23 protein-coding genes, 8 tRNA genes and 1 rRNA gene (1 of these 32 cut by a window edge) are annotated in these 21,905 nt (G+C 44.9%); 3 read left to right on the plus strand and 29 right to left on the minus strand.

All coding sequences use genetic code 11. From position 1 onward, the window contains the following. Positions 1-72: 72 nt before the first annotated feature. Genes IGK63_RS15885 through IGK63_RS15895 form a run of 3 tightly spaced genes read right to left on the minus strand, consistent with a single transcriptional unit; the run spans position 73 to position 2,516 of the window. A complete protein-coding gene (locus tag IGK63_RS15885; RefSeq protein ID WP_005230272.1) occupies positions 73-903 on the minus strand; it encodes a metal ABC transporter permease in 831 nt (276 codons plus the stop codon). Continuing rightward, positions 876-1,556, minus strand: a complete 681-nt coding sequence (locus IGK63_RS15890) for a metal ABC transporter ATP-binding protein (protein WP_005232967.1) — start codon at positions 1,554-1,556, stop codon at positions 876-878. The genes IGK63_RS15885 and IGK63_RS15890 overlap by 28 nt, the downstream gene beginning before the upstream one ends. 12 nt (positions 1,557-1,568) lie before the next feature. Next, entirely contained in the window at positions 1,569-2,516 is a 948-nt protein-coding gene (locus tag IGK63_RS15895) for a metal ABC transporter substrate-binding protein (RefSeq protein WP_034878800.1), read from the minus strand. Between the two features lie 307 nt (positions 2,517-2,823). On the opposite strand from IGK63_RS15895, the gene IGK63_RS15900 reads away from it, so the two are divergent. Beyond that, entirely contained in the window at positions 2,824-3,003 is a 180-nt protein-coding gene (locus IGK63_RS15900) for a hypothetical protein (protein WP_005232965.1), read from the plus strand. A gap of 179 nt (positions 3,004-3,182) precedes the next feature. On the opposite strand, the gene ispE is transcribed toward IGK63_RS15900, so the two are convergent. After that, on the minus strand, positions 3,183-4,034 hold the full coding sequence (gene ispE, locus IGK63_RS15905) for a 4-(cytidine 5'-diphospho)-2-C-methyl-D-erythritol kinase (RefSeq protein ID WP_008381696.1): 852 nt from the start codon (positions 4,032-4,034) through the stop codon (positions 3,183-3,185). Between the two features lie 174 nt (positions 4,035-4,208). Between ispE and IGK63_RS15910 the strand changes: the two genes are divergently transcribed. Beyond that, the gene (locus IGK63_RS15910; RefSeq protein WP_034871953.1) at positions 4,209-4,616 is read left to right on the plus strand and encodes an Hsp20/alpha crystallin family protein; all 408 of its coding nucleotides are present in this window, start codon (positions 4,209-4,211) and stop codon (positions 4,614-4,616) included. A gap of 56 nt (positions 4,617-4,672) precedes the next feature. On the opposite strand, the gene IGK63_RS15915 is transcribed toward IGK63_RS15910, so the two are convergent. The 3 genes from IGK63_RS15915 to IGK63_RS15925 all read right to left on the minus strand — a co-directional run bounded on the left by IGK63_RS15915 (position 4,673) and on the right by IGK63_RS15925 (position 6,604). Continuing rightward, the gene (locus tag IGK63_RS15915) at positions 4,673-5,428 is read right to left on the minus strand and encodes a DUF6681 family protein (protein ID WP_005232961.1); all 756 of its coding nucleotides are present in this window, start codon (positions 5,426-5,428) and stop codon (positions 4,673-4,675) included. Positions 5,429-5,436: 8 nt separating this feature from the next. Next, positions 5,437-5,871, minus strand: coding sequence for a hypothetical protein (locus IGK63_RS15920; RefSeq protein ID WP_034871951.1), 435 nt, complete (start codon positions 5,869-5,871; stop codon positions 5,437-5,439). A 181-nt stretch (positions 5,872-6,052) separates the two neighbouring features. Continuing rightward, entirely contained in the window at positions 6,053-6,604 is a 552-nt protein-coding gene (locus IGK63_RS15925; RefSeq protein WP_034871948.1) for a hypothetical protein, read from the minus strand. A gap of 125 nt (positions 6,605-6,729) precedes the next feature. On the opposite strand from IGK63_RS15925, the gene IGK63_RS15930 reads away from it, so the two are divergent. After that, positions 6,730-7,242: a type 1 glutamine amidotransferase domain-containing protein gene (locus IGK63_RS15930; RefSeq protein WP_016612040.1), complete on the plus strand. Its 513-nt coding sequence runs from the start codon at positions 6,730-6,732 to the stop codon at positions 7,240-7,242. 137 nt (positions 7,243-7,379) lie between these two features. Here IGK63_RS15930 and IGK63_RS15935 read toward each other — a convergent pair whose 3' ends face one another. The 22 genes from IGK63_RS15935 to rrf all read right to left on the minus strand — a co-directional run. After that, complete coding sequence (locus tag IGK63_RS15935) at positions 7,380-7,679, minus strand: hypothetical protein (RefSeq protein ID WP_005232957.1); 300 nt, start codon at positions 7,677-7,679, stop codon at positions 7,380-7,382. Between the two features lie 175 nt (positions 7,680-7,854). Continuing rightward, a complete protein-coding gene (locus IGK63_RS15940; protein WP_008381686.1) occupies positions 7,855-9,003 on the minus strand; it encodes a mannitol-1-phosphate 5-dehydrogenase in 1,149 nt (382 codons plus the stop codon). A 22-nt stretch (positions 9,004-9,025) separates the two neighbouring features. After that, positions 9,026-9,463, minus strand: coding sequence for a PTS sugar transporter subunit IIA (locus tag IGK63_RS15945; protein WP_008381683.1), 438 nt, complete (start codon positions 9,461-9,463; stop codon positions 9,026-9,028). Between the two features lie 15 nt (positions 9,464-9,478). Beyond that, positions 9,479-11,251 carry a PTS mannitol transporter subunit IICBA gene (locus IGK63_RS15950; protein WP_008381681.1) on the minus strand — a complete coding sequence of 591 codons (1,773 nt, stop codon included), beginning with the start codon at positions 11,249-11,251 and terminating at the stop codon, positions 9,479-9,481. Positions 11,252-11,566: 315 nt separating this feature from the next. After that, positions 11,567-12,001 carry a PTS sugar transporter subunit IIA gene (locus IGK63_RS15955; protein ID WP_016612038.1) on the minus strand — a complete coding sequence of 145 codons (435 nt, stop codon included), beginning with the start codon at positions 11,999-12,001 and terminating at the stop codon, positions 11,567-11,569. Positions 12,002-12,013: 12 nt separating this feature from the next. Then, on the minus strand, positions 12,014-14,044 hold the full coding sequence (locus IGK63_RS15960; protein ID WP_016612037.1) for a BglG family transcription antiterminator: 2,031 nt from the start codon (positions 14,042-14,044) through the stop codon (positions 12,014-12,016). Further along, positions 14,025-15,773 carry a PTS Lactose/Cellobiose specific IIB subunit gene (locus IGK63_RS15965; RefSeq protein ID WP_016612036.1) on the minus strand — a complete coding sequence of 583 codons (1,749 nt, stop codon included), beginning with the start codon at positions 15,771-15,773 and terminating at the stop codon, positions 14,025-14,027. The genes IGK63_RS15960 and IGK63_RS15965 overlap by 20 nt, the downstream gene beginning before the upstream one ends. 69 nt (positions 15,774-15,842) lie before the next feature. Next, positions 15,843-17,189: an NlpC/P60 family protein gene (locus IGK63_RS15970; protein WP_016612035.1), complete on the minus strand. Its 1,347-nt coding sequence runs from the start codon at positions 17,187-17,189 to the stop codon at positions 15,843-15,845. Positions 17,190-17,374: 185 nt separating this feature from the next. Beyond that, the gene (gene mreD / locus IGK63_RS15975) at positions 17,375-17,884 is read right to left on the minus strand and encodes a rod shape-determining protein MreD (protein ID WP_008381673.1); all 510 of its coding nucleotides are present in this window, start codon (positions 17,882-17,884) and stop codon (positions 17,375-17,377) included. A 2-nt stretch (positions 17,885-17,886) separates the two neighbouring features. Further along, on the minus strand, positions 17,887-18,744 hold the full coding sequence (mreC, locus tag IGK63_RS15980) for a rod shape-determining protein MreC (protein WP_005232949.1): 858 nt from the start codon (positions 18,742-18,744) through the stop codon (positions 17,887-17,889). Positions 18,745-18,886: 142 nt separating this feature from the next. Further along, a complete protein-coding gene (locus IGK63_RS15985) occupies positions 18,887-19,519 on the minus strand; it encodes a thiamine diphosphokinase (RefSeq protein WP_016612034.1) in 633 nt (210 codons plus the stop codon). Next, positions 19,520-20,173, minus strand: coding sequence for a ribulose-phosphate 3-epimerase (rpe, locus tag IGK63_RS15990; RefSeq protein WP_005232947.1), 654 nt, complete (start codon positions 20,171-20,173; stop codon positions 19,520-19,522). A 9-nt stretch (positions 20,174-20,182) separates the two neighbouring features. Beyond that, positions 20,183-21,067, minus strand: a complete 885-nt coding sequence (gene rsgA, locus IGK63_RS15995) for a ribosome small subunit-dependent GTPase A (protein WP_005232946.1) — start codon at positions 21,065-21,067, stop codon at positions 20,183-20,185. Positions 21,068-21,169: 102 nt separating this feature from the next. Then, positions 21,170-21,243 (minus strand) — tRNA-Pro (locus IGK63_RS16000). A gap of 30 nt (positions 21,244-21,273) precedes the next feature. Next, a tRNA-Arg gene (locus tag IGK63_RS16005) sits at positions 21,274-21,347 on the minus strand. An 11-nt stretch (positions 21,348-21,358) separates the two neighbouring features. Then, positions 21,359-21,444 (minus strand) — tRNA-Leu (locus IGK63_RS16010). An 18-nt stretch (positions 21,445-21,462) separates the two neighbouring features. Further along, positions 21,463-21,534 (minus strand) — tRNA-Gly (locus IGK63_RS16015). 10 nt (positions 21,535-21,544) lie between these two features. After that, a tRNA-Thr gene (locus IGK63_RS16020) sits at positions 21,545-21,617 on the minus strand. A 7-nt stretch (positions 21,618-21,624) separates the two neighbouring features. After that, a tRNA-Leu gene (locus IGK63_RS16025) sits at positions 21,625-21,706 on the minus strand. Positions 21,707-21,720: 14 nt separating this feature from the next. Continuing rightward, positions 21,721-21,793, minus strand: a tRNA-Lys gene (locus tag IGK63_RS16030). 3 nt (positions 21,794-21,796) lie between these two features. Continuing rightward, positions 21,797-21,869, minus strand: a tRNA-Val gene (locus tag IGK63_RS16035). A gap of 16 nt (positions 21,870-21,885) precedes the next feature. Next, positions 21,886-21,905 (minus strand): 5S ribosomal RNA (gene rrf, locus IGK63_RS16040) (it continues 96 nt past the right edge of the window).

Below are 21,905 nucleotides of genomic sequence, written 5' to 3' on the forward strand. Positions count from 1 at the left end.
TATATCGTTCGGTTTTGATTAGAGTTTAAAAAAAAGAAACGAAAATTCTTCGTTTCTTTTTCATAAAGCCCTTTATTTGAGGCGTTGTTTTCGTTGCACGAGGATCACGATGCGTTTGATCAAATTGATTACTAAGAAAAGAGCGATAAAAACCAGCGTAATCGTCGCTCCCGGTGGTGTGTCCAAATAAAAGGAACTGGTCAAACCAGACATCATCCCAATCATGCCGATCACGACACTGATCAAAATCACCGCGTTGAAGCTTTTGCCTAAACGCATACTGATGGCAGCTGGTAAAACCATGATCGCAGAGATCAGCAATGCACCCGCAATCGGGATCATCATGGCGATTGCCACCCCCGTCAAGACATTAAAGAGCATCGACATCACTCGCACAGGCAAGCCATCGACATGAGCGGTATCTTCATCAAAGGTCAAAATGTACATGGGCCGTTTGAATAAGAAAAATAAAGCAAAAACGACTAAAAACAAAAAGCCTAAGATCCAAACTTGCTCTTGTGTGATCGTAACGATCGACCCAAACAAATACGATTGGATACTCGTTGCGGAGTTTCCACCGCTAAGGTTCATCAAGACGAGGGCTAACGCTAAACCGCCGGACATCAAAATGGCGATCGAAATCTCTGAATAACTGCGGTACAGTGTTCGCAAGTATTCCAAAATGATTGCGGCAATGACTACGATCAATAGCGTCGTCAAACTCGGATTTAGATTTAGAAAGAAGCCTAGTGCCACCCCTGCTAAAGAGACATGGGACAGCGTATCAGCCATCAATGACTGTCGTCGAATCACCAGAAAGACCCCTAGCATTGGTGCGATACCAGCAATAAAAATCGCCGCAAGAAAAGCTCTTCTCATGAATTCATATGAAAGCAGCGCCATGGTGAATCCTCCTTCCGCACTAAACGGATCTGACGGTCCGCATATTCTTTGATATCTTCGTGATCATGAGTGATCATCAAAATCGACTTGCCGTGGTCATGAGCATTGTGCCGCAGCAGTTCATAAAACAGATTGCGGGATTGTTCATCCATCCCCGTAGTCGGTTCATCTAAAATAAATAAATCAGGATCCGTGGCAAAGACCCGTGCCAAGCTGATCCGCTGTTTTTGGCCACCGGACAACTCACCGATCCGTTTATGACGCACGTCCCACATCCCGACGGCATCTAATGCACGGCGGACATGTTCATGGTCTCGTTTCGTCAGTCGCTTGAACCAACGATCTCTTGGGTAGCGGCCTGATTGGACCAATTCCAAAACGGTGCTGGGGAACCCGACGTTAAAGGAAGCAATCTGCTGAGGAATGTAGCCGATGCTTAATTTTTCACCAGCTGCATTCTTGGTCGCCAAGGTGACTGCACCTTTAGAAGGTTTCAACAAACCAAGGGTTGCTTTGATCAAAGTAGATTTTGCCGCCCCATTTTCGCCGGTCAAAATCACGAATTCGCCGTCTTCAACAAAGTAAGAAATGTCTTCCAAGACGGGCTCATCATCATAATAAAAGGTCAAATCTTTTACATCGATATAACGCACGCAGGCGCCTCCTTAGTGAATACTTTTTTGTAATGCTGCCAAATTGTCTTCCATTACAGACAGGTATGTTTCGCCGTTATCCATCTGCTCTTGCGTCAAGCTTTCTAATGGATTCAAGACCGCTAACTCCACGCCCGTTTCAGAGGCTAAGGTCTCAGCCACCTTCGATGAGGCATTTTCTTCAAAATAGATAACTTTGACTTGTTTTTCTTCCACATATTCTTTCAGCTCAGCCAACCGACTTGGCGTTGGTTCTTGATCGGGTGAAATGCCCGAAATCGATTCTTCGACTAAATCATACTGCCGTGCCAAATAGCCAAAGGCTGCGTGCTGCGTAACGAAGGTTCGTTGGGTCGCATCCTTTAATGCCGCTTGGTAGGCTTCATCTAAAGCAGAAAGCTTTTCGATATAGGCAGCCGCATTTTCCGTAAAGGTTGCCTTTTGCTCAGGAAACTTCGCAATCAGGTCATCGCGGATCGTTTCTACTTCTTGGATCGCTAAGACTGGGTCAGTCCAAACATGAGGGTCATACGTATGATCATGGCCTTCATGGCTGTCTTCGTCCTCGTGACCATGCTCTTCCTCTGTGCCTTCCACCAACTGAATGTTTTTGGCCGCTTCAATCACTGCTGTTTGCTCAGGATCGACGGAATCCGTCAAACTAGCAACCCAAGTTTCTAGCTCAGGACTATTGTAGACAAAGGCATCTGCATCCATAATTTTGGTCATATCTTTGGCACTTGGCTCATAGTCATGAGGTTCTGTTCCTGCAGGGATCAGCAAGGAGACATCCGCTGCCTCACCTGCGACTTCTTTCGTAAATTCGTACATTGGGTAAAAGGTCGTGACGATCGACAGCTTTTCTGCGTCACTCGATTGACTTGTCGCTTCTTGCTGCCCACAAGCGCCAAGAAGCACGCCCCCTAAAAGGAGTGCTGTAGTAAGTAAGATTTTTTTCATCGGGATTTCCCCTTCCATTTGCTGGCTCATCTTTTTATTTTTAAAACGGAACAACTCCGTTTTGTTAGCAAAAGTTACTCTATCAAATGATTTCCGGTTCGTCAAGACAAATCGTACGTTTTACGATTTAAAACTTTTATTTCGAGATAAATCGGAAAACATAGGAGAAAACGTTCATTTGAAGCGGATTCTTCTCTCGGGAACATCGTCTTATTTTACACCGTTGGCCATGCGATTCCTTTGTGATAAATTGAAAAATTAGAGAGTAAGTAGGATAATAAGCTAAAAGCACTTGGAGGAAACGAAGATGAACGAATTTGTAACTGTGCCGCCAACTGTAAACAACAGCGAACTGCTGAATCGAATCGATTTACCAGAAGATCCTGCATCGCAGCAAACCGAAGAAATCCGCAAAACGATCGACAAACCATTGTATGAAGAAGACAAAAAGAAAAAATCCGCAAAGAAGCAGCACCAAAAAGAATAGCCTTTGCTTTAGGTAAAGAATCAGACCCCGACGCCTTTTTTTCGTCGGGGTCTTTTCTGTAAGGTAGCTTCTAGATGCTTCCTCCCTACCTCAGCTGCCTTATTCTTTACTATTGAACTGGATTTTATAGAAGGAATGCAAAAAAACACAGGCGAATCCAGCCTGTGTCCTTGACTCATTCATTTCAATGTACGTACAAGATAAACCTCATCGCAGAATCCTTTTAAGGCATTATAGACCCGCTGTGCCCGCGAATATTTTTGACAAAGAGCAAAGACAGTCGGTCCGCTGCCGGTCATCAAGGCAACATCGGCGCCGTATTTCATCATGCGATCTTTGATCTGTTGGACGATCGGATACTTCGGGATCGTGATGGCTTCTAGGCTATTGCCCATGGCAGCGATCATTGCTGGGTAATCTTCGGCTAAGACGGCGGCAGACAATGCTGCGATATCTGGATGGTGCAGTTGGTCCAGCTCAACTTCTTGAAAGATTTTCCCCGTTGAAACACTCAGACGAGGTTTGACTAAGATGACCCAACATTGCGGCATCGGCCGCAGCGGCGTCACCAGCTCCCCTTTTCCTGCAATATGAGCAGTGGTCCCATACAGACAATAGGGAACATCAGTGCCAACTTCCATACCAATATCGATCAGCTCTGCCATGGAGAGGTCCAAGTCCCAAAGGCGAACCATCCCCCGCAGCGCTGCCGCACAATCCGTACTGCCACCACCTAACCCAGCTGCCACCGGGATATTCTTGGTGATGCGAATGCGGATGCCTTTTTTGATACCATAGCGTTTTTTTAAAATACTGGCGGCCTGATAGACATTATTGCGTTTATCGATCGGTAAAAAAGCTTTGTTGGTTTCTACAATGATCTTATCTTCTGCTATCTCTTCCATTATCAGACGGTCGGCTAGATCAACACTAGACATCACCATTTCCAACTCATGGTAGCCGTCTGTTCTTTTCTCTAACACATCGAGACCGAGGTTGATCTTAGCTGGCGCTTTTTCAATAATCTCCATCTTCATTCATCCAATCATCTGATAGTTATTTAGTTCTATCATAGCAGATTCTTATAAGATAGTTGAGTGATTTCTCTTGTTTTTATGATTGTTGCCATTTTGGTTGCCCTTTGGCTTGGTTCCTCGTAAAATAGAGGTACCAACTCAATGGATAAAAGAAAGCGGGGGAACCACATGGCAAATTTGATTCCAAGAGATTTAGCAGGCGGCGAAGAACTATTAGGCAAATTAATGAACAGTTTTTGGCAAGAACGACAAATGAACACGGACATTAAAGAATACGAAGACAAGTATCTCGTTCAAGCAGATTTACCCGGCATCAAGAAAGAAAACATCCGCGTCAGTTACGTCAACAACACGCTGACGATTTCAGCTGCTCAAACAGAAACCACTGAAACCGAGGATGATTTCGGACATTATTTGCGCAAAGAACGCTCCAGCAGTGCCTATCAACGGACCTTCACCATCACAGACATTGATGACGAGTCCATCAAAGCAGTGTTTGAAGACGGCGTTTTGACCCTGACTTTACCGAAAGCTAGCTACAAAGACGCACCTGCAAAAAACATTCCGATCGAATAACCGAGATACCAAAAAGGCAGTCCCTTCAGAGAACGCTCTGGGGGAACTGCCTTTTCTTATTTGCGTGCTTGTCGTCGATACGCCTGTCTTGAGGTCTGCGGTTCTTCTTCGGAGACCTCTTTTTTGACATACAATTTTAAACTGTATGGTTCGTGGTACTTGACATCGTTTTTGACAAAATCACCGCCAGTGATAAATAAGCCCACTGGCTCTAAAGGTTGCTTGCCGGTCCATTGAATCGTGCCAACTTTCGTCATCTCCGTGTAACTGGTCCCGATCTGCAATACGTACTCGTTTTTCCCTTGCTGTTTGACAAAATAGTAAGGGTACAAGGTATTTTTCGGAATCGTAAAGCCGTTGGATGACGGTTTGATCGCCAATTCTTCTTGAGCGATCAAGGTCTGCAAATGATTCGCCAATACCAGCTGATAGTCTTCTTCAAAATCGATCACCGCTTTTTCAGTCGTCAAACGATCAATGTCGGTGGTGCTGATAGTTTCCCCTTCAATATTGAAGACTTCGTCCGGTAAGACTTTGACAAAGGTCTGAGTAACATCGAACTTCATGTTTTTATTCAAGAAATAATAGAAGATATTCAGTACCCAGAAATAGACTAAGACCAAAAAGCCGATCGTATAAAGGATCGCTTGAAAATAGTTTTGGTTCGCAAACATTCCATAGATGATCCGCAAAATATACGCCGTTGGAATGATACTGAGGATGGTATAGGCGCGATTCAAGTATTTGGGACTGATGTCAAGATAGCCCAAAAATTTGTGGATGCCGTTGATTAAATCTAAAATAAGCGTCATTTTCTCACCTACTCATTTCCTTGATTCTCATCCATGATCCCTTGTGGATCTGGCGTGGTCTCTTCACTTGAAGAAGGTGTTTCCTGATTGTTTTCCGATGGTGCCGGTGAAACATTGGCATCGCTTGATGGCGTCGTTTCTGCAGGCACCGAAGAAGACGGGGTCGTTTCTGGTGTTACTACTTCACTGCTGGATGACGGTGTGGTCTGCTGGTCATCGTTCGTCGGTTGTGAGTCCGTGCTAGCAGGTGTTTGATTTTGACTGTCTTCTGTCATCGAAGACGGTGTGCTTTCACTTGGTGCTTGTTCGGTCGTTTCTGTCGTTTCCGTCGCACGACTTGGTTGGCGGTAACTGCCTGAATTCACCACGCCGGTAGCAGTGGCAATGATCGTTGATATCGTTAAAAGTGCAATTGGTTTTAAAATAGGCGGGACTTTTCGCATGATTCTCATCCTTTTCTTACCCGATTCTGCCCATCGGCAGTCTCGGTTCCTTCAGCCTCTTCTTACCTTTATAATCGTTTCTGACAAAAGGGTCAAGATTCCCGAGGCTTCTGTCGCAGGATTTAAAAAAAACTAAACATGTAACTGTTTTCACAAAAAATAACGACGACAGTTGCCGCCGCTACACAAGGTATTCATAAAACTTTTCAAAGGTCAGGTGCAACGTGCCATGGTAATCTCGTAAAAGGGCGGGCAAAGCGATTACTTCTTCATGTTGGATCGGCGCATCGATTTGAATCACCGCTTGCTCATCATCCAGATAGTAGGAACTAAACAGCTCATCATCAGCGATTTCTTCTAATTGATTGGTCAGCTCTTCATAAAACTTTTCTATGATCGGTTCTGCCAACTCATCAAAGACCGGCTGCAAGGCTGCCTCTACAGCTGGAAACGGCTGTGCGAGTAATTGCTGTCCGCTGAGGGAACGCCGGGTATTCTCATAGGTCAAATAAAGCAGGTCGAAATAATCCTCTTCTTCCCCGATCGCTTCTAGCGTCAAAAGGGCTTTTTCTACCAATGAAACCAAGGACGAGGATACCTCTTGATGCATCACCGCATCGACTTTTTCAAATAGTTGCTGTTTCTCGATGACAAATGTTTCTTCCATAAAAATGAATTCCGCTTTTTCAAAGCAAAGGGGAGTATCAGAGATAAATAGTTGGATCGTTGCCATGGCGTTGCCTTCTTTCTTTTTCAAGCTGCGGACAAAACAGATGATTTGTCAACAGCGAAAATCTTCGTTAGCATAAATAATAGCAGGTGAACAAATTGTTCATCAAGTAATAAGGAGGAGATCGAATGAGTAAAGTTGCTATTATTGTCACTGATCTAGTAGAAGATGTTGAGTTGACGTCACCAAAAGAAGCACTGGAAGCGGCCGGACATGAAGTAGTCGTTATTAGTAATGAAGGCACCGAGACCGTAAAAGGCAAACAAGGTGGAACGTTTCCCGTCGATGCGGCCATCGATACGATCGATCCCGCCAGTTTTGATGCTTTGTTGATCCCAGGCGGTTTCTCCCCTGACCAATTACGGACCGATGAGCGCTATGTGTCATTGACGAAAGACTTTTTGACATCTGATCGCCCCGTCTTTGCCATTTGCCACGGCCCACAACTGTTTATCCAAACAGGACTGACGAAAGATTTGACCTTGACGGCTTATGATTCTGTGCGACCAGATTTAGCCTACGCAGGTGCCACCGTAAAAGATGAGCCCGTCGTGATCGACGAAACCTATCGGTTGATCACCAGTCGGAACCCAGATGACTTAGATGCCTTCAATCAAGCGATTACTGAGGCATTGAACTAACCGCGAATAAGACGTGGTTTCTTTGATAGAAAAAAAGCCGCCAGTTGCAGCGTTTGATCCTTCGTATCGATCGAGCTGCAGCTGAGCGGTTTTTTCTTGCGTAGCTTTTCAGTTTTCAGTTCATGGCTCGTTTCCTGTTACTCGTCAGAGGGCAACTCAAAACCATCGAAGGTCTCGCCATCATAGTAGCGCAATAATTCTTCCGTCGATAATAAGGAAGACGTCATTTCTTCCTGCGCCTCATTGACCTCTCGAAGTTGGGCAAGGTAAGCCGCGTAGGCTTCTGCCAACTGCCGATAAACAGCTTGCCGCGAAGTTCCTTCCCCTTGGATCGTCGGCAATTCACGGATAAAGGCCCGATAGACGGGACGGTTTTCCTGCCATTCGATCGGCAACTCAATTACTTGAAGCTGGGCTTCTTCAAACCATCGTTCCATTGCTCTCCCTCATTTCTTTTCTTATTATCGTCAAGTTGGCAGCAAAGGTCAATCGGTGAGCAAAAAAACACAGAACAAGCGTTGAAAGAAATTGACCTATCCGCAAAAGCTCGCTTGTTGGGCTAACTTTTACGGATGCGGCAATTTATCTGCTTGTTCTGTGTGTTACTCGTTTTTATGCGGCAACATACGCATATTTTTCAATGTTTTGTCGGATCGTTTCAATCATGTCTTCATCACGCAAGCCAGTGATTTCTGCAATGACTTCCGGTAGTGATTTTTCATCCAAAAGTGCTTGTAACTGTTGGCTTTGCTCATCTTCAGGGTCTTTGTAATTGAAGATCATGCCGATCGTTTCATAGAGATGATCTGGCTGCATGTTGCGTTTTTCTAACTCAAGGACTGGTCGGATAAAGCGTTCTTCGGTCCCTAATTTGCGGACAGGTGTCCGTGCCACCCGAGTGATGGCATCGGAAATGTGCTTGTTTTTAAAGCGTTGGATGATTTTTTCGATATACCGTTCATGTTCTTCAGGATCAAAGGCCCATTTCTCAATTAAAAGGCGGCCAGTTTCTTCGAGAACGGATTTTAATTGGATCACCACTAAATGATCCTGCATCGCTTCATCGATCGTCTGATAGCCTTGGAGGGCGCCTGTGTACGCTACCGTGGCATGACCCGTATTGACACTGAATAATTTCCGTTCAATATACGGTTCCAGATCCGCCACATAATGGACCCCTTGCAGATGGATCGAGGATTTCATCCCAGACTCTTGGATCACCCATTCGCAGAAGGGTTCTACTTGAACGAATAAGGGATCTTCATGGTGCTGCAGCGGTACGATGCGATCCACCGCTGCATCTGGAAAACCAACCGTCGCTTCCAACGCTGACCAATCCGCAATGTATTTTTGCACTTCGCTTTTTAAAAAGGTCGATCCGCCGATCATATTCTCACAGGCGATCACATCAATGGCTGGCTTGTCTGGGTGTTGCTGACGTGCTTCTAAGCCTTTGGCGATCAGCTCAGCGATATGCGGCAAAATGTTGGGACCAATGGCGGTCGTAAGGATGTCTGCCTCGGCGATCGCTTGGATCACCGCTTCTGGTTCTTTGGCATTGTTCAATCCTGTCACATGCTCGATGTGGATCTGTTCTTGGGTCTCATCGGCTAATTCGATGGTATACCCTTGTCTTGCTTTTAAGGCGTCAATGATCGTTTCATTGACATCAATAAATGTGATTTCAAAGTTGTTGGCAGCCAATATCTCGCCGATAAAGCCGCGACCAATATTACCTGCACCAAAGTGAACTGCCTTCATGTCTTGTCTCCTCCTTAAATCCTTATGCTACGGTCAAACTTTGGGCGATTTCTTCTTTATCCAAAGCATCCGCCAATTCGACGACGTTATCGATATCACTGCAAAAGAGGGCGATTTGTTGGACCAATTGCAGATGATCTTCCCCTTTGCCCGCGATGCCGAAAAGAACGGTGACGATTTTTTCTTCGTCCGCGGTACCGAAATTCACGCCATCAGGTACTTGCACGATACAGATACCTGATTTTTTGACGTATTTTTTGGCTTCATCCGTGCCGTGAGGAATCGCAATAAAGTTCCCCATATAGACTGAGAGCATCTCGTCACGCTCAAGCATGGCTTCGACGTATTCTTCTTCCACACAGCCTGCCGCCAGCAATTTTTCGCCGCAGTAACGAATGGCTTCTTCTTTGGTCGCAAATTGTTTGTTCAATTCAATCATGTCTTTTTCTAATACTTGCATTCGGCTCATCCTTTCTTAATTCGCTGCTTTGATCGATGCCACGATCCGTTGATAGTTCGTCGTTCCCATCAGATTATTAACGGATAGGTGGATCGCTTCTGGCGCTGAAGTTTGCGCTTGCGGCGTTAAGGCTTCTTTTGTGATCACCAGGGAAGAGGCGTTGGCATGGAGATCATTGATATGGCTTTTTCTGATCGGCATCGTCAGAGCTTCTTTGGCTAAAAGATCTTGGAAGACTTTCTGAGCCATCGTTGCCGAACCTTTGCGATCATCGTGGGCCAAAATGATTTCACTGACTTGCTTAAGGTCATTGGCGGAAGGAACATCTGCCTGGTTGCCTGCTTCAGACGTTTTTTCTGACTCCCCCGCTGTCTTAGTCCCTGACAATGTGGCTACGATTTCATCGTACCGTGGAGAGTTCAGGAAATTTTCAACCGCGACGAAGGTCGCATTTGGCGCTTTTTGTTTGGCACGTTCTTGCAATTCTTCTTGAGTGACGATCAGCGTATTGGCATCGTCCGTCAAATTGTTGATGGCGGAATTCGAGACATTTTGTGGAAGACCCGCTTCTTTGACTTTTTTACGTAAGATCGATGCCCCCATAGCACTGGAGCCCATGCCTGCATCACATGCGAAGATGATACGATTGATGCCAGTCATTGGTTGAGCCGCCAAGCCTTTAGCGCTGAGTTTTGCTGCTTGCGTTTGTTGTACTTTTTCTTCAAAATTATCCACTGTATCCTTCGCATCTGCTTTCAAGATCGCGGCAGCGACGATAAAGGATACGCCTGCTCCTACGGCAATTCCGGCTAAGACAGAAACGACACTCATCACCGAGTTGAATGGCGTCATTGCTAAGATCGCAATGATCGAACCTGGTGAAGCAGGTGCCCGTAAGCCTGCACCTAGCAATTGGAAGGTAAAGCTTCCTGATACACCGCCGGCAATCACTGCTAAGAACATCAATGGTTTCATCATGACGTATGGGAAGTAGATCTCATGGATCCCACCGATAAAGTGAATGATGATCGCTCCAGGTGCCGAAGATTTCGCTGCTCCTTTTCCGAAGAAAGTGAAGGCTAGCAAGACTCCTAAACCAGGTCCAGGATTGGCTTCTAATAAGTAAAGAATCGATTTCCCAAATTCGCTGACTTGCTCAGTACCTAGTGGTGTCAAAATTCCATGGTTGATGGCATTGTTTAAGAATAGGATTTTTGCTGGTTCAATAAAAATATTGGCTAATGGAATCAAGTGGGCATTGACGATCACTTCTACCCCTGCTGCCATTGCTTGTGTCAAGGTGTTAACAACTGGTCCGATTGCTACAAAGCCCAGTAATGCTAAGGCAAAGCCGATCAAACCTGATGAAAAGTTGTTGACCAACATTTCAAAGCCAGCGCGAACTTTGTCTTGGAAGATCTCGTCAAATTTCTTGATGACCCAACCGCCTAAAGGACCCATGATCATCGCACCCAATAGCATTGGGATATCCGTTCCGACGATGACCCCCATCGTCGCGATCGCCCCAACCACGGCCCCGCGGTCGCCAGCAATCACTTTCCCGCCGGTATACCCGATCAAGATTGGGATCAAATACGTCAGCATTGGACCGACCATCGTTGCAAAGGCTTCATTTGGTAAATACCCATCTGGAATAAATAATGCCGTTAATACACCCCATGCAATCAATGCGCCGATATTCGGCATCACCATACTCGACAACGTACTGCCTAATTTTTGAACTTTTGCTTTTACTGATGATTTGGCTGCTTTTTGTGTCTGTTCCATTTTTTTCTCTCCTCTCGTCTGCTTACACCCTTATTGTAGGCGCTTCCCAAAACGGTCGAAAGTCGTACTTTGTCACAAAAAACTGTGCCAAAACTTGTAGCCAAACGGATAGAACAAAAAAAGGCGAGTAGCCCCTGCACTCGCTTATTTTTGTTATGTTTCACGTGGAGCATTTCTATCTGGTTTTTGCCAAAACACAAAAAAAAACGTGTACCCGCTCCTTCTACACAAGGTAGAAAGAGCGAGCACACGGAGGCAGCTCATTCACTCATTTCGTTCGCTTCTCTTGTTACAAGCCAGTCTGCTACTGACCGCTTATTCTTCTGCAAGCAAAATCTGTTGGATCTCTTCAACCGATTCGGCATCACTAAGCGCCCGAACATTTTGCATATCGGAACAAAAAAAGGCGATTTCTTGCAAAACAGCTAATTGCTGCTCTTTTAAGACGACTACGAAAAGGATCGTAGCGATTTTGGGTTGCTCCTTCGTGCCAAAGTCGACGCCATCCGGCACTTGGATCAAAAAGAGCCCTTCTTCCTTGATCCATTGCTGGGCTTCTTCTTCCCCATGGGGCAATGCAACAAAGTTACCGATGTAAACACCTGTTTTTTGATGGCGCCGCAAAAGGCTTTTGACATAAGGTAAAGAGACGATCTCCTGGTTGACTAAGTACTCGCCAATTTTTGTCAGAGCCTCTGTGGCATCGGTAAAGTGTTGATCCAACAAAATCCGCTCCTGTGGAATATACATCGCTGATCCCTCCTATTGTTTTACTTCTTCAATCAAGAGCGAAGAGAGTAACTGATAAATAATCGAATCATTGCCGGAATTAAAAATCTCCGTATTTAGATCATTCATAATGATCGAACCACTGATCTTCCCTAACATCTGAGAGCTTGTTTCATTGATAGGATAGGGCGCCAGCATGACTAATAAACGGGTAACAGCGATTTCTTTTTTATCCATCGCTAGAAGTGGCAGCGGCTGTTTCAAATCGAAAATACGAAAAACAGGTTGCAGGATCGCCGAACTCGCCGCGTGAAACAAGGCAAAGTGGGTGTCAGGAATGCCCACTGGCGCTTGGAAGTAGCGCCTTAAGAGACGATCAACAACTTTCTCACGATCTAAAACAACATGTGCATCAAAAGACGTCAGCACCCGCTGCAACGTTTCTTCCAAGTCCGCTGGGTTATCAATCGCCTGCACTTGAAACAGCGCCAATAGCTGGTTAATAGCTTCGATAAAAGCCAAGACCGCTTCATAGGATTCCTCTTTGACCAAAGCAGAGGGCGCTTTTTTGGCGGAACGTTTTTTCTGACTAATGGCTTGGAAGGCCTTCTTCAACTCTTGAATGTCTTCTTCTAGCAGGATCGGTGAAACGAGTTTGTACTCTCCTTGATACCCTGGCAGCAATGAAGTCGAGATCACCAAGTCATAGGTCTCCTCGATATTTTCCCGTTTGACATCCCCCACTCGAAAGAAGGTGATTTGATTGATAAAGGGAAAATGTTTCCGCAGCTGCATCTCTAACAAACTGATGGAGGCTAATCCGCTAGGAGAGATCCCTGCAATATTGACTTCTAACACTTTCGGATTTTTTTCCAACGAATTGGCAAAATGCAGGACCATATAGGCAATTTCTTCTTCCGAGAACTGCTGCTGCGGAAAGACTTGCGGCAGATGATTGCGAATCCCGCTGGCAATCTCGACATACTGGTTCATGATTTTTTCTAGGATAGGGTTGTTCAAATGATCTTCTTCTAAAATAGCCCGCGTCATTACTCCTGAGATATGGGTCAGCAGCATTTTATACAAGTTCGTGTCTTCATAAAACGCCACTTCCGTTTGCTCACTGACCAATTCGATCAAGCGTTTTACACGATAAGCCAAGTCGGTATCAAAATTGTCATCAAAAAAATCACGGTCAAAGGAATTGGCAAAATCACCTAGTAACACGGCAAAAAAGACGATTTCGTTGATGGAATAAAGCAGTTTGGTCTTTTCGGCGATCTGAGCAAAAATCTTTTTCGCCACCTTCAGCAAGTCTTTGTTGATCTGACTCGGGTACGTCTCTTCTTCCACCGTATAGCCCAAAGCTACCCGATCCATGGCTAGCGCCAGCATCAAGACGATAAAGGCCAATTTGCGGTCACTAAGTTCCTTGAACTGCGGCTCGATGGTTTCGCGAATCAACCGCTGGGCTAGTAATAGGTGGTCGCGGGACAGAAATTGAAAAATAAACGGGGCTTCATCATCGCTTTCCAGTAAATGGAAAAATTGGTACTCATTGATCTCCATCACTAGTGTATTGGCTGTGATCAACCGCCGATATTTTTCGGAGCCTTCGATCTCATACCCTTGATTGCGCACGATCCTTAACGGCAGCCGTGCGAGACTTTCTTCTAGCTGTTTGATATCTGAAAAAAACGTCGTATTGCTGATTTGGTAACGCTCCAAGAAAAAATGACTGGATACAGGCTTCGTGGCGGTAGTCAGTTGCAACAAAATACGATGTTGTCGCTCACTAGCCGCGAATGCTTGATCGGTATCTGCCATAATGGCTTCTTGCAATTGGCGAATGCTCGTTTCTGATGCAAAAATTTGGAAATGACCACGACCGACCTTCTCTAAGGTAGCATCTACTGTTTCTAAGGATTTTTCTAGATTAGCCAGTTCACGGTACACCGTTCGTTTACTGACTTTTAAGACTTGCATCATGCGATCTAAAGAAACTGGACCGGTACTATTCATCAATTCCGTTAATAAAAGTGTTTCACGATTGGTCAAAAACATAGTCGACTCCTTCTGTCAGTAACTGACGATACGCATCTGTCGTCAATAAATCATCCACCACCAGTAAAGGAACATCTGGGATCGGGCACTTTTCTGCAAGTTCTTTCGGGAGGATATAGACTGTCTTAGGATCAAGAGCTTGTCCTTCATATGCCATTTTTTTGATGGTCAAAGGAAGCGCTTGTTGGCGGGCCATTTTTCTTAGTATCTCCACTGCCATCGTTTGTGAACCGCGTTTTTTTCCAGTATACAAAAAGATGATCGTTGAAAACCCTAGCGAACTTGCTGCCTCGGTTTGCAGCGATTTTTGCGGATCCTGTTCTCTTCTTTGTAATTCTTGGATCAGCGGGGCATACTCATCTGCCGCAAAAAAATTATCTAACACATAATGCTGTGCATGTGGTGTCTGCTTTTGGGCAATAGCTGCTAATTCCCGTTGGGTGATCACTAACAGCTTGGGATCATCCGTCACACGATAAATCGACTGATAGCGGACAGGAAACGTTAGCTGGGCTTCTTGCAACTGTTTTTTTAGTATGCTGGCACCAATCGCACTGGACCCCATCCCTGCGTCACAGGCCACGACGATCTCCGTGACTTTCTTCATTTTCGGCATCTTACGCTCCTCATTTTCTGTATTGGTCTTCCGTTTTAATAGCACACTAGCGATCGCAAACGATACGACCGTACTGACGACAATCCCAGTTAAGACACCAAGGATCATAGAAGCCGGTGTATTGAGTAAAATCGCCAAAATCGAGCCCGGGGACGCCGGTGCTCTCAAGCCTACTCCTAAAAATTGGAAGATCAGTGTACCGCTGAAACCACCAACGATCGGACCGAGCAACACCCAAGGATCGAGCAGAACAAACGGGAAATAGACTTCATGAATCCCGCCAATGGCCTGCACAAAAATGGATGCTGCGGCATTCGTTCGGTTTCGCTTTGAACCAAAGAAAAGATACGCCGCTAAGACCCCTAATCCTGGACCGGGGTTGGCCTCGATCAAAAATAAAACCGACTGACCGTTAACTGCCGCGGCTTCGATTCCTAGCGGCGTAAATAGTCCATGGTTGACAATATTATTAAAAAACAAAACCTTCAATGGTTCTACAATGATATGAATAAAGGGCAAGACATTTTGCCGAACGAAATAATCAACGAGCTGATAGCTGCCGAGACTGAACCAATTAAAAAGCGGCGCCAATAGGAAATAACTACCTAAAAAAAGGAGTCCGCCAAGCGCACCTGCAATAAAATTGCGCACCAGCATCTCATAGCCACTTTTGACTTTGCTCACGATCGAATCACTGCGATACAACAGCCAGCCTGCCAGTGGTCCCAGTAGCATCGCCCCAAAGACTTGGGGAATTTCCGTTGCGAGAATAGCCCCTAAGACCGCCACTGCTCCTACGACCCCACCTCGCTCAGGTGCCAACATTTGCCCACCTGTATAAGCAATCATGAGGGGCAGCAACACAGTCAAGACCCCTTGTTCCATTTGCTGGATCACTTGTTGATCGACTGAAAAAAAAGGCAGCAGGAATGAAATCAGCATCCACGCAATAAAAATACTTAAATTCGGCATCATCATGCGAGAAAGATAATTCGTATAAAACTTAACCGTTATCATTTTTTCTCTGGAAGACGAGGTCTTGTTCATTTTATCCGCTTCCTTTCTCTTCTCTATTATAAGATGTTCTGGCAAGACTGAAAACAAAAAAAGCATACGTTTTTTAAAACAGAAATCAAAAAAAGCTGACGTAAAACGCCAGCTTTTGAAATAGCTTCAATTGATTTAGTTTACGCGTACCGCGAAATCTGGTGAGTAATAAGAGTAACTGCTAACAGAAACATTTTGACCTGGTGTTGGTGCATGAACGTATTGTCCGTTACCCATAGCGATCGCCACGTGGTGTGTGCTTCCGCGGCTACCCCAGAATAACAAGTCACCAGCTTTTGCTTCATTGATCGAAATCACCGTACCAGAAAATTCTTGTGCGTAAGTTACCCGTGGTAATGAGATCCCAACTTTAGCAAATACATATTGTGTAAAGCCAGAACAGTCAAAGCCGTCTGGTGTCGTACCACCCCATACATAAGGAGTACCAATGTATTTCATTGCTTCTGCTACGATTGCTGAACCGTTGACCGTTTGTGCGGGTGCAGGAGTATTGCTTGCACCATTGCCGCTATTGTTCGATCCTTGGTTGTTATTGTTGGCAGGAGTCGATGGTGTCGTATTTGTTGAACCGCCACCTTGTGATGAACTGCCTTGCGTAGTATCAGTCGTCGTACTAGAATTTGTTGTTGAGTTTGATGTCGTTGAATTCGACGTTGAAGACTCGCTTGATGCTGCTTCCTGAGTAGCTGCTTCAGCTGCTGCCGCTTCTTGAGCCGCTGCTTCTTGTGCTGCTTGTTCACGAGCTGCCGCCGCCGCTTCTTCTGCAGCGATGCGTGCTTGTTCTGCTTCGTATTCTTCTTTTTGTTTTTCTAAATCAGCTTTTTCATCTTCTTTAGATGCTTGTTGAACAGCCAATTCCGCTTGTAAAACATTTAAATCGGCTTGTTTGGCTTGTAGATCCCCTAATTGTGTTTCTAATTCAAATTGGTTCGCTGCGATTTCTGCCAATTTATCGTCGTTTTCTGCTTTCTTCGCTTCAACTGCTTCTTGGTCTGCCTTTTGTTGATCCACAAGATCTTTGTTAGCATTGACGATCGTCGTCATTGCTTGCACACGGCCAATAGCATCTGTTAAAGAGTCAGCTTCTAATACTGCATCAATAAAGTTCGTGCTTTGACCATTGACTTGAACGTCACGGGCTTGTTTTTGGATCGCTTCTTCACGCTTTTCGATCCTGACTTTCAAATCAGCAATTTCTTGCTTCAACTTTTCAGAATCCGCACGCAAATCCCCTTGTTGTTGCAACAAAGTTTGGGCTTTTTCATTGATTGCAGTCACGTCGCTTTCAAGTGTTGCTACTTGTGACTGGATGCTCGCTTGCTGGTTTTGCAAGTCAGAGATCTCTTGATTTTTTTCTTCAATTTTATTGTCAAAATCTGATGCAAAGACAAGTGTCGGTGCTGCTGCAGAAGTAAGAACAATTGAACTTACTAACAATAAAGATAAAATTCGCTTTTTCACTCTTCATTCCTCCGGCTGTTGCTTCCCCTAATATGGTTTTTTTATGTATAAATGCTTAAGAATACCTAAAGTCCTTCACGATAATGTGATTGTAACACAGCCGTATGTCAGAGAGATAAAAGGAATATTACAAAAACATTTCAATCGCTGTTATTTTTATACAGTCAAACGCAAAAAAAATGAAGCTATTCGTCTTTGAATAGCTTCATGAATGGAACAACTAAAAGGATAAACAAAAGGATGTTCAATAAAAGCGTTGGTGCTAAAAAGCGGGAAACAAAGAATGACGTGCTAACTGATGCGATCTTAAACAGCAATTGAACCCCCAATGTCACAACTTCTAAGCTGGTAACAAAGATGATCATTCCGAAAAACATGGTAAATACATTTTGATAAAGCGTATTTTTCAAAATATACATAATCCACACGATCAAGGGAAACGCCACCGTGTAGATGCCGATCACACCGACATAATACACGTCATAGAGACAGCCGATCACCAGCGCCGTGGTGATCAAAAAGTTTTTCGGCAAATACTTCGCGCCACATAAAAGGGCGATCAATAAAAGATGCGCACTGGCGATATAATTGTCTTGGGTCCATTTTTCCAAAAAACGCGTCAGTTGTCCATCTGCCAACATCATCAAAAAGAAGACGCCCGCTGCCAGGTATTTGATGTAGTCATGCTTTTTCATGGCTATTCCTCACCTGCCAAGCGTTTGATAATCGTTACTGCTTGAATATCATACATTTGGGCATACGGTTTTACAAATACTTGGGTATCAAGACCAAACTCATCTTTGGTGGTACGGATCACTGTTCCGATCGCTAAGTCGGCGGGCGAGTTTCCTCCTAATCCAGAGGTCTGCACGACATCGCCTTCCTTCAGCTCATTGTCCCCCGTCAATTGGGTAATGACTAAGGAACGTTCTTTTTGATCGTAACTACTTAGGATCCCAAAGTTTGACCCATCTTCGCCGCTGATCCGAACCGGATAGTGGTTGGAATTCTGGTTTTCAGAAGTCAAAAGTTCAATTTTAGAAGAAGCTGCATTGACCTCAATGACACGACCAATCAAGCCTTTTTGCGACATGACTGCCATGTTGACCTCAACACCATCTCTTGAGCCGCGGTCCACGATCAGCATATCTTGCCAAGTATCAGGTGACCGATTGATGACATTGGCGGAGATCCGTTCATAATTCGTCAAGGTTGCATTCAGCTCTAGCTCTTCTTTCAAGGCATCGATTTCTCTTTGCGCATTGTCCTTCGCTTGTTCCAGTTCCTCAAAACTGTCCAATTTCTCTTTTAAACGTTCATTTTCTTCATAGGTCACAAACAAATTTTTGACTGAATTGGCACCATTTTCGATCCAACGAAAAGGAGCGGTAATCATTTTATCGATAAAGCCAACGGAGTCATTGACCGTAGATTGCACGGCATTGGTGGAGTTTCCCGCTGCTCGGCGGGCGATCGTCACGCTTAATACGGTGACAACTAAAATCACAATAATCAATGTGATGATAATATTTTTATTAGGATTAAACTTTTTCACAAAGACACCTCAAATAATTCCAAACTGTAGTTCCAATTTTACCATTAATACCCTGCAAACAAAAGCTAAGTTGTCCGTCTTAATGTTTTTTTTGTAATTAAGTTTCTGAAATTTTCAACAAAAAAAAGAGACGTTCCGTCTCTTAATCACAACTTTGAATGACTGCTATCATCCCGCTGCTAAAGGAAAAACCTGCTGTTTGTGTCAGAAATTCATTGCTAGCATAAGAAGTTGGGTACGGTACTTGGACGTTTTCTAATAAATACTTGCTACCTGTTAACGTCAAATCTGTTACCGGCGTCAAACAGCAATACGCCAAATACTGCATCCCAGGTTCTTTTTCCAATTGATAGGTGCCTGGTAAAAAGAACTGAACGACATTTTGACGATCTAAAAAACGCAAATTTGGGGCAAATGGACGAAACCGATCTTCTAAAACTAACCACAGATTGGCTAAAAGATGGTCAAGGCGTCCCCCCGTTGCACCAATCACGTCGATTTGCGCTTCTGGATAAAGACGCAACGTCTCAACCAATGCCAATTGAGTATCTGTATCATCTTTTTCAGCAGGGGCTTGGATCACTGTCTTAACTTGTTGTTTGACCGCTTGCAGTTCTGCTGCGGTCAGGGAGTCGAAATCACCGATTGCCAGATCGACTGGCCGTTGGTGCTGAAGCAAAAACAGGGCCCCACGATCAATTCCAATGTATTTATCATACGCCATCAACTGTGGCCAATTTTCAGGACTTCCACCTGCCGCTAACAAAATCTTCATTTATTGCAAAGCTTCTTTCAAGGCTCTGATTTGCGCCGCAGGTTCATCGGCATCGTAAATATAGCTTCCTGCTACAAAGACATTTGCGCCTGCTTCCAGGCAGCGTTTGGCTGTCTCAGGAACGATCCCGCCATCTACTTCGATATCATAATGGTAGCCTTTTTCTTCTTTTAAAGCAGCCAGCGCCGCAATTTTTTCCAGTGATTCTTCAATAAAGGATTGCCCACCAAACCCTGGATTAACCGTCATAACTAACACTTGATCACACATGGATAAAACATGTTCAATGGCTGAAACTGGTGTACCTGGGTTGATGACGATTTCTGCTTTGACATTTTCTGCCACAATCATTTGGATCGCACGATGGATATGAGGCGTTGCTTCCGCGTGGATACCAATGATATCTGCTCCAGCTTCCGCGAAGGCATGGATATACTTTTCTGGCTCGGTGATCATTAGATGAACATCCAACGGCAGCTTGGTAACTGGGCGAATCGCTTTAACGATGTTTGGGCCTAAGGTAATATTAGGAACGAAATGACCGTCCATCACGTCTACGTGAATGTAATCTGCGCCATGGCGCTCTACCAGCTCAATGTCTCTTTGAAGATTTGCAAAATCGGCACTTAAAATAGATGGTGCTAGTTTCATCATGCTTTTCCCTCACTTTTTCTTCTTTTTATAAACCGGACGTCGGTTTTCAATCTCTTCTAAAAATTGCACGTAGTTTTTGTAACGAGTTTCAGCAATCTCATTTGCTGCAACTCCCTGTTTCACTGCACAATCAGGTTCATTGAGGTGCATACACTCCCTAAAGCGGCAGTTGGAAGCTACTGCTAAAAAATCAGGGAAGAGCTTTGGTAACTCTACTGCTTCGATTTCCAGAAAATCGATCGAACTAAATCCTGGTGTATCGGCAACCAATCCATCACAAATCGGCAAAAGCTCCACATGACGGGTCGTATGTTTCCCCCGTCCGAGAGATTCTGAGATCACTCCTGTTTCCAATGCCAATTCCGGGACGATTCGATTCAATAGCGTAGACTTTCCAGCACCGGATTGCCCCATAAAGACAGTGATCCGCTCAGGGAAGTACCGTTGAAGTTCCAATAGATCTTCGCCTTCTGCTTTTGACGTGATCACGTGGTAGCCAATTGCTTGATAGGTCTCCTCAATTGCTTTCATTGCGGCAAGATCTTTCACAAGATCCGCTTTTGTCAAAAAGATGATCGGTTCGATCCCCTCATACTCTAAGGTCACCAAAAAGCGATCCAATAGATTATAGGAAAAGTTCGGCTCAACTAGACTTGTCACGACCACTCCTTGATCCACATTTGCGACTGGCGGTCGAACCAGCTCATTTTTTCGCGGCAAGATCTCTAAAAGATAGCCGTCTGTTTGATTGCTGCTTTCAAAAATCACTTCATCCCCAACCAAAGGAGTGATTTTTCGATTTCGAAAATTTCCTCGAGCGCGGGTTTGAAAGATTTCATCTTCTGATGCCACATAATAAAATCCGCTTAGCGCTTTGATGATTTGTCCCTTCAAACAATTTCCTCCTCGTTTTTTACTATTGTATCATATTTTCAGGTCTTCTCACTGGCTGAAAACACAAAAAAGCCTGAAGCGAATGCTTCAGGCATCAAAAAATCGGGAAGACAGGATTCGAACCTGCGACCCCTTGGTCCCAAACCAAGTGCTCTACCAAGCTGAGCTACTTCCCGATAATAAAAATGAAACAAATAAAAAGACTACGCGCCCAAGAGGAGTCGAACCCCTAACCTTTTGATCCGTAGTCAAACACTCTATCCAATTGAGCTATGGGCGCATATTATGAAATGCCGAGGACCGGAATCGAACCGGTACGGTGATCACTCACCGCAGGATTTTAAGTCCTGTGCGTCTGCCAGTTCCGCCACCCCGGCTGAAAATTGCTAAGGCAAAGCGGAAAACGGGGTTCGAACCCGCGACCCCCACCTTGGCAAGGTGGTGCTCTACCACTGAGCTATTTCCGCGTATTCCTGATGCCGGCTAAAGGACTTGAACCCTCGACCCTCTGATTACAAATCAGATGCTCTACCAACTGAGCTAAGCCGGCAATGAAGTGCGGGTGAAGGGACTTGAACCCCCACGCCCGAAGGCGCTAGATCCTAAATCTAGTGCGTCTGCCAATTCCGCCACACCCGCATAGGTTATTACTATGAGTCGTACAGGGCTCGAACCTGTGACCCTCTGATTAAAAGTCAGATGCTCTACCAACTGAGCTAACGACTCATATGGGGGTTAACGGGATCGAACCGCTGACCCTCTGCTTGTAAGGCAGATGCTCTCCCAGCTGAGCTAAACCCCCATAAGGTAAAAAAAACGCGTGGCGACGTCCTACTCT

Source organism: Enterococcus sp. AZ040 (assembly GCF_050499185.1).
GTDB classification, from domain to species: domain Bacteria; phylum Bacillota; class Bacilli; order Lactobacillales; family Enterococcaceae; genus Enterococcus_D; species Enterococcus_D entomosocium.

Coding starts and splice junctions, on each gene's coding strand:
- IGK63_RS15885 (WP_005230272.1), bottom strand. CDS start 903: ATGGCGCTGCTTTCATATGAATTCATGAGAAGAGCTTTTCTTGCGGCG.
- IGK63_RS15895 (WP_034878800.1), bottom strand. CDS start 2,516: ATGAAAAAAATCTTACTTACTACAGCACTCCTTTTAGGGGGCGTGCTT.
- IGK63_RS15900 (WP_005232965.1), top strand. CDS start 2,824: ATGAACGAATTTGTAACTGTGCCGCCAACTGTAAACAACAGCGAACTG.
- ispE (WP_008381696.1), bottom strand. CDS start 4,034: ATGGAGATTATTGAAAAAGCGCCAGCTAAGATCAACCTCGGTCTCGAT.
- IGK63_RS15910 (WP_034871953.1), top strand. CDS start 4,209: ATGGCAAATTTGATTCCAAGAGATTTAGCAGGCGGCGAAGAACTATTA.
- IGK63_RS15915 (WP_005232961.1), bottom strand. CDS start 5,428: ATGACGCTTATTTTAGATTTAATCAACGGCATCCACAAATTTTTGGGC.
- IGK63_RS15920 (WP_034871951.1), bottom strand. CDS start 5,871: ATGCGAAAAGTCCCGCCTATTTTAAAACCAATTGCACTTTTAACGATA.
- IGK63_RS15925 (WP_034871948.1), bottom strand. CDS start 6,604: ATGGCAACGATCCAACTATTTATCTCTGATACTCCCCTTTGCTTTGAA.
- IGK63_RS15930 (WP_016612040.1), top strand. CDS start 6,730: ATGAGTAAAGTTGCTATTATTGTCACTGATCTAGTAGAAGATGTTGAG.
- IGK63_RS15935 (WP_005232957.1), bottom strand. CDS start 7,679: ATGGAACGATGGTTTGAAGAAGCCCAGCTTCAAGTAATTGAGTTGCCG.
- IGK63_RS15940 (WP_008381686.1), bottom strand. CDS start 9,003: ATGAAGGCAGTTCACTTTGGTGCAGGTAATATTGGTCGCGGCTTTATC.
- IGK63_RS15945 (WP_008381683.1), bottom strand. CDS start 9,463: ATGCAAGTATTAGAAAAAGACATGATTGAATTGAACAAACAATTTGCG.
- IGK63_RS15950 (WP_008381681.1), bottom strand. CDS start 11,251: ATGGAACAGACACAAAAAGCAGCCAAATCATCAGTAAAAGCAAAAGTT.
- IGK63_RS15955 (WP_016612038.1), bottom strand. CDS start 12,001: ATGTATATTCCACAGGAGCGGATTTTGTTGGATCAACACTTTACCGAT.
- IGK63_RS15960 (WP_016612037.1), bottom strand. CDS start 14,044: ATGTTTTTGACCAATCGTGAAACACTTTTATTAACGGAATTGATGAAT.
- IGK63_RS15965 (WP_016612036.1), bottom strand. CDS start 15,773: ATGCTTTTTTTGTTTTCAGTCTTGCCAGAACATCTTATAATAGAGAAG.
- mreD (WP_008381673.1), bottom strand. CDS start 17,884: ATGAAAAAGCATGACTACATCAAATACCTGGCAGCGGGCGTCTTCTTT.
- IGK63_RS15985 (WP_016612034.1), bottom strand. CDS start 19,519: ATGAAGATTTTGTTAGCGGCAGGTGGAAGTCCTGAAAATTGGCCACAG.
- rpe (WP_005232947.1), bottom strand. CDS start 20,173: ATGATGAAACTAGCACCATCTATTTTAAGTGCCGATTTTGCAAATCTT.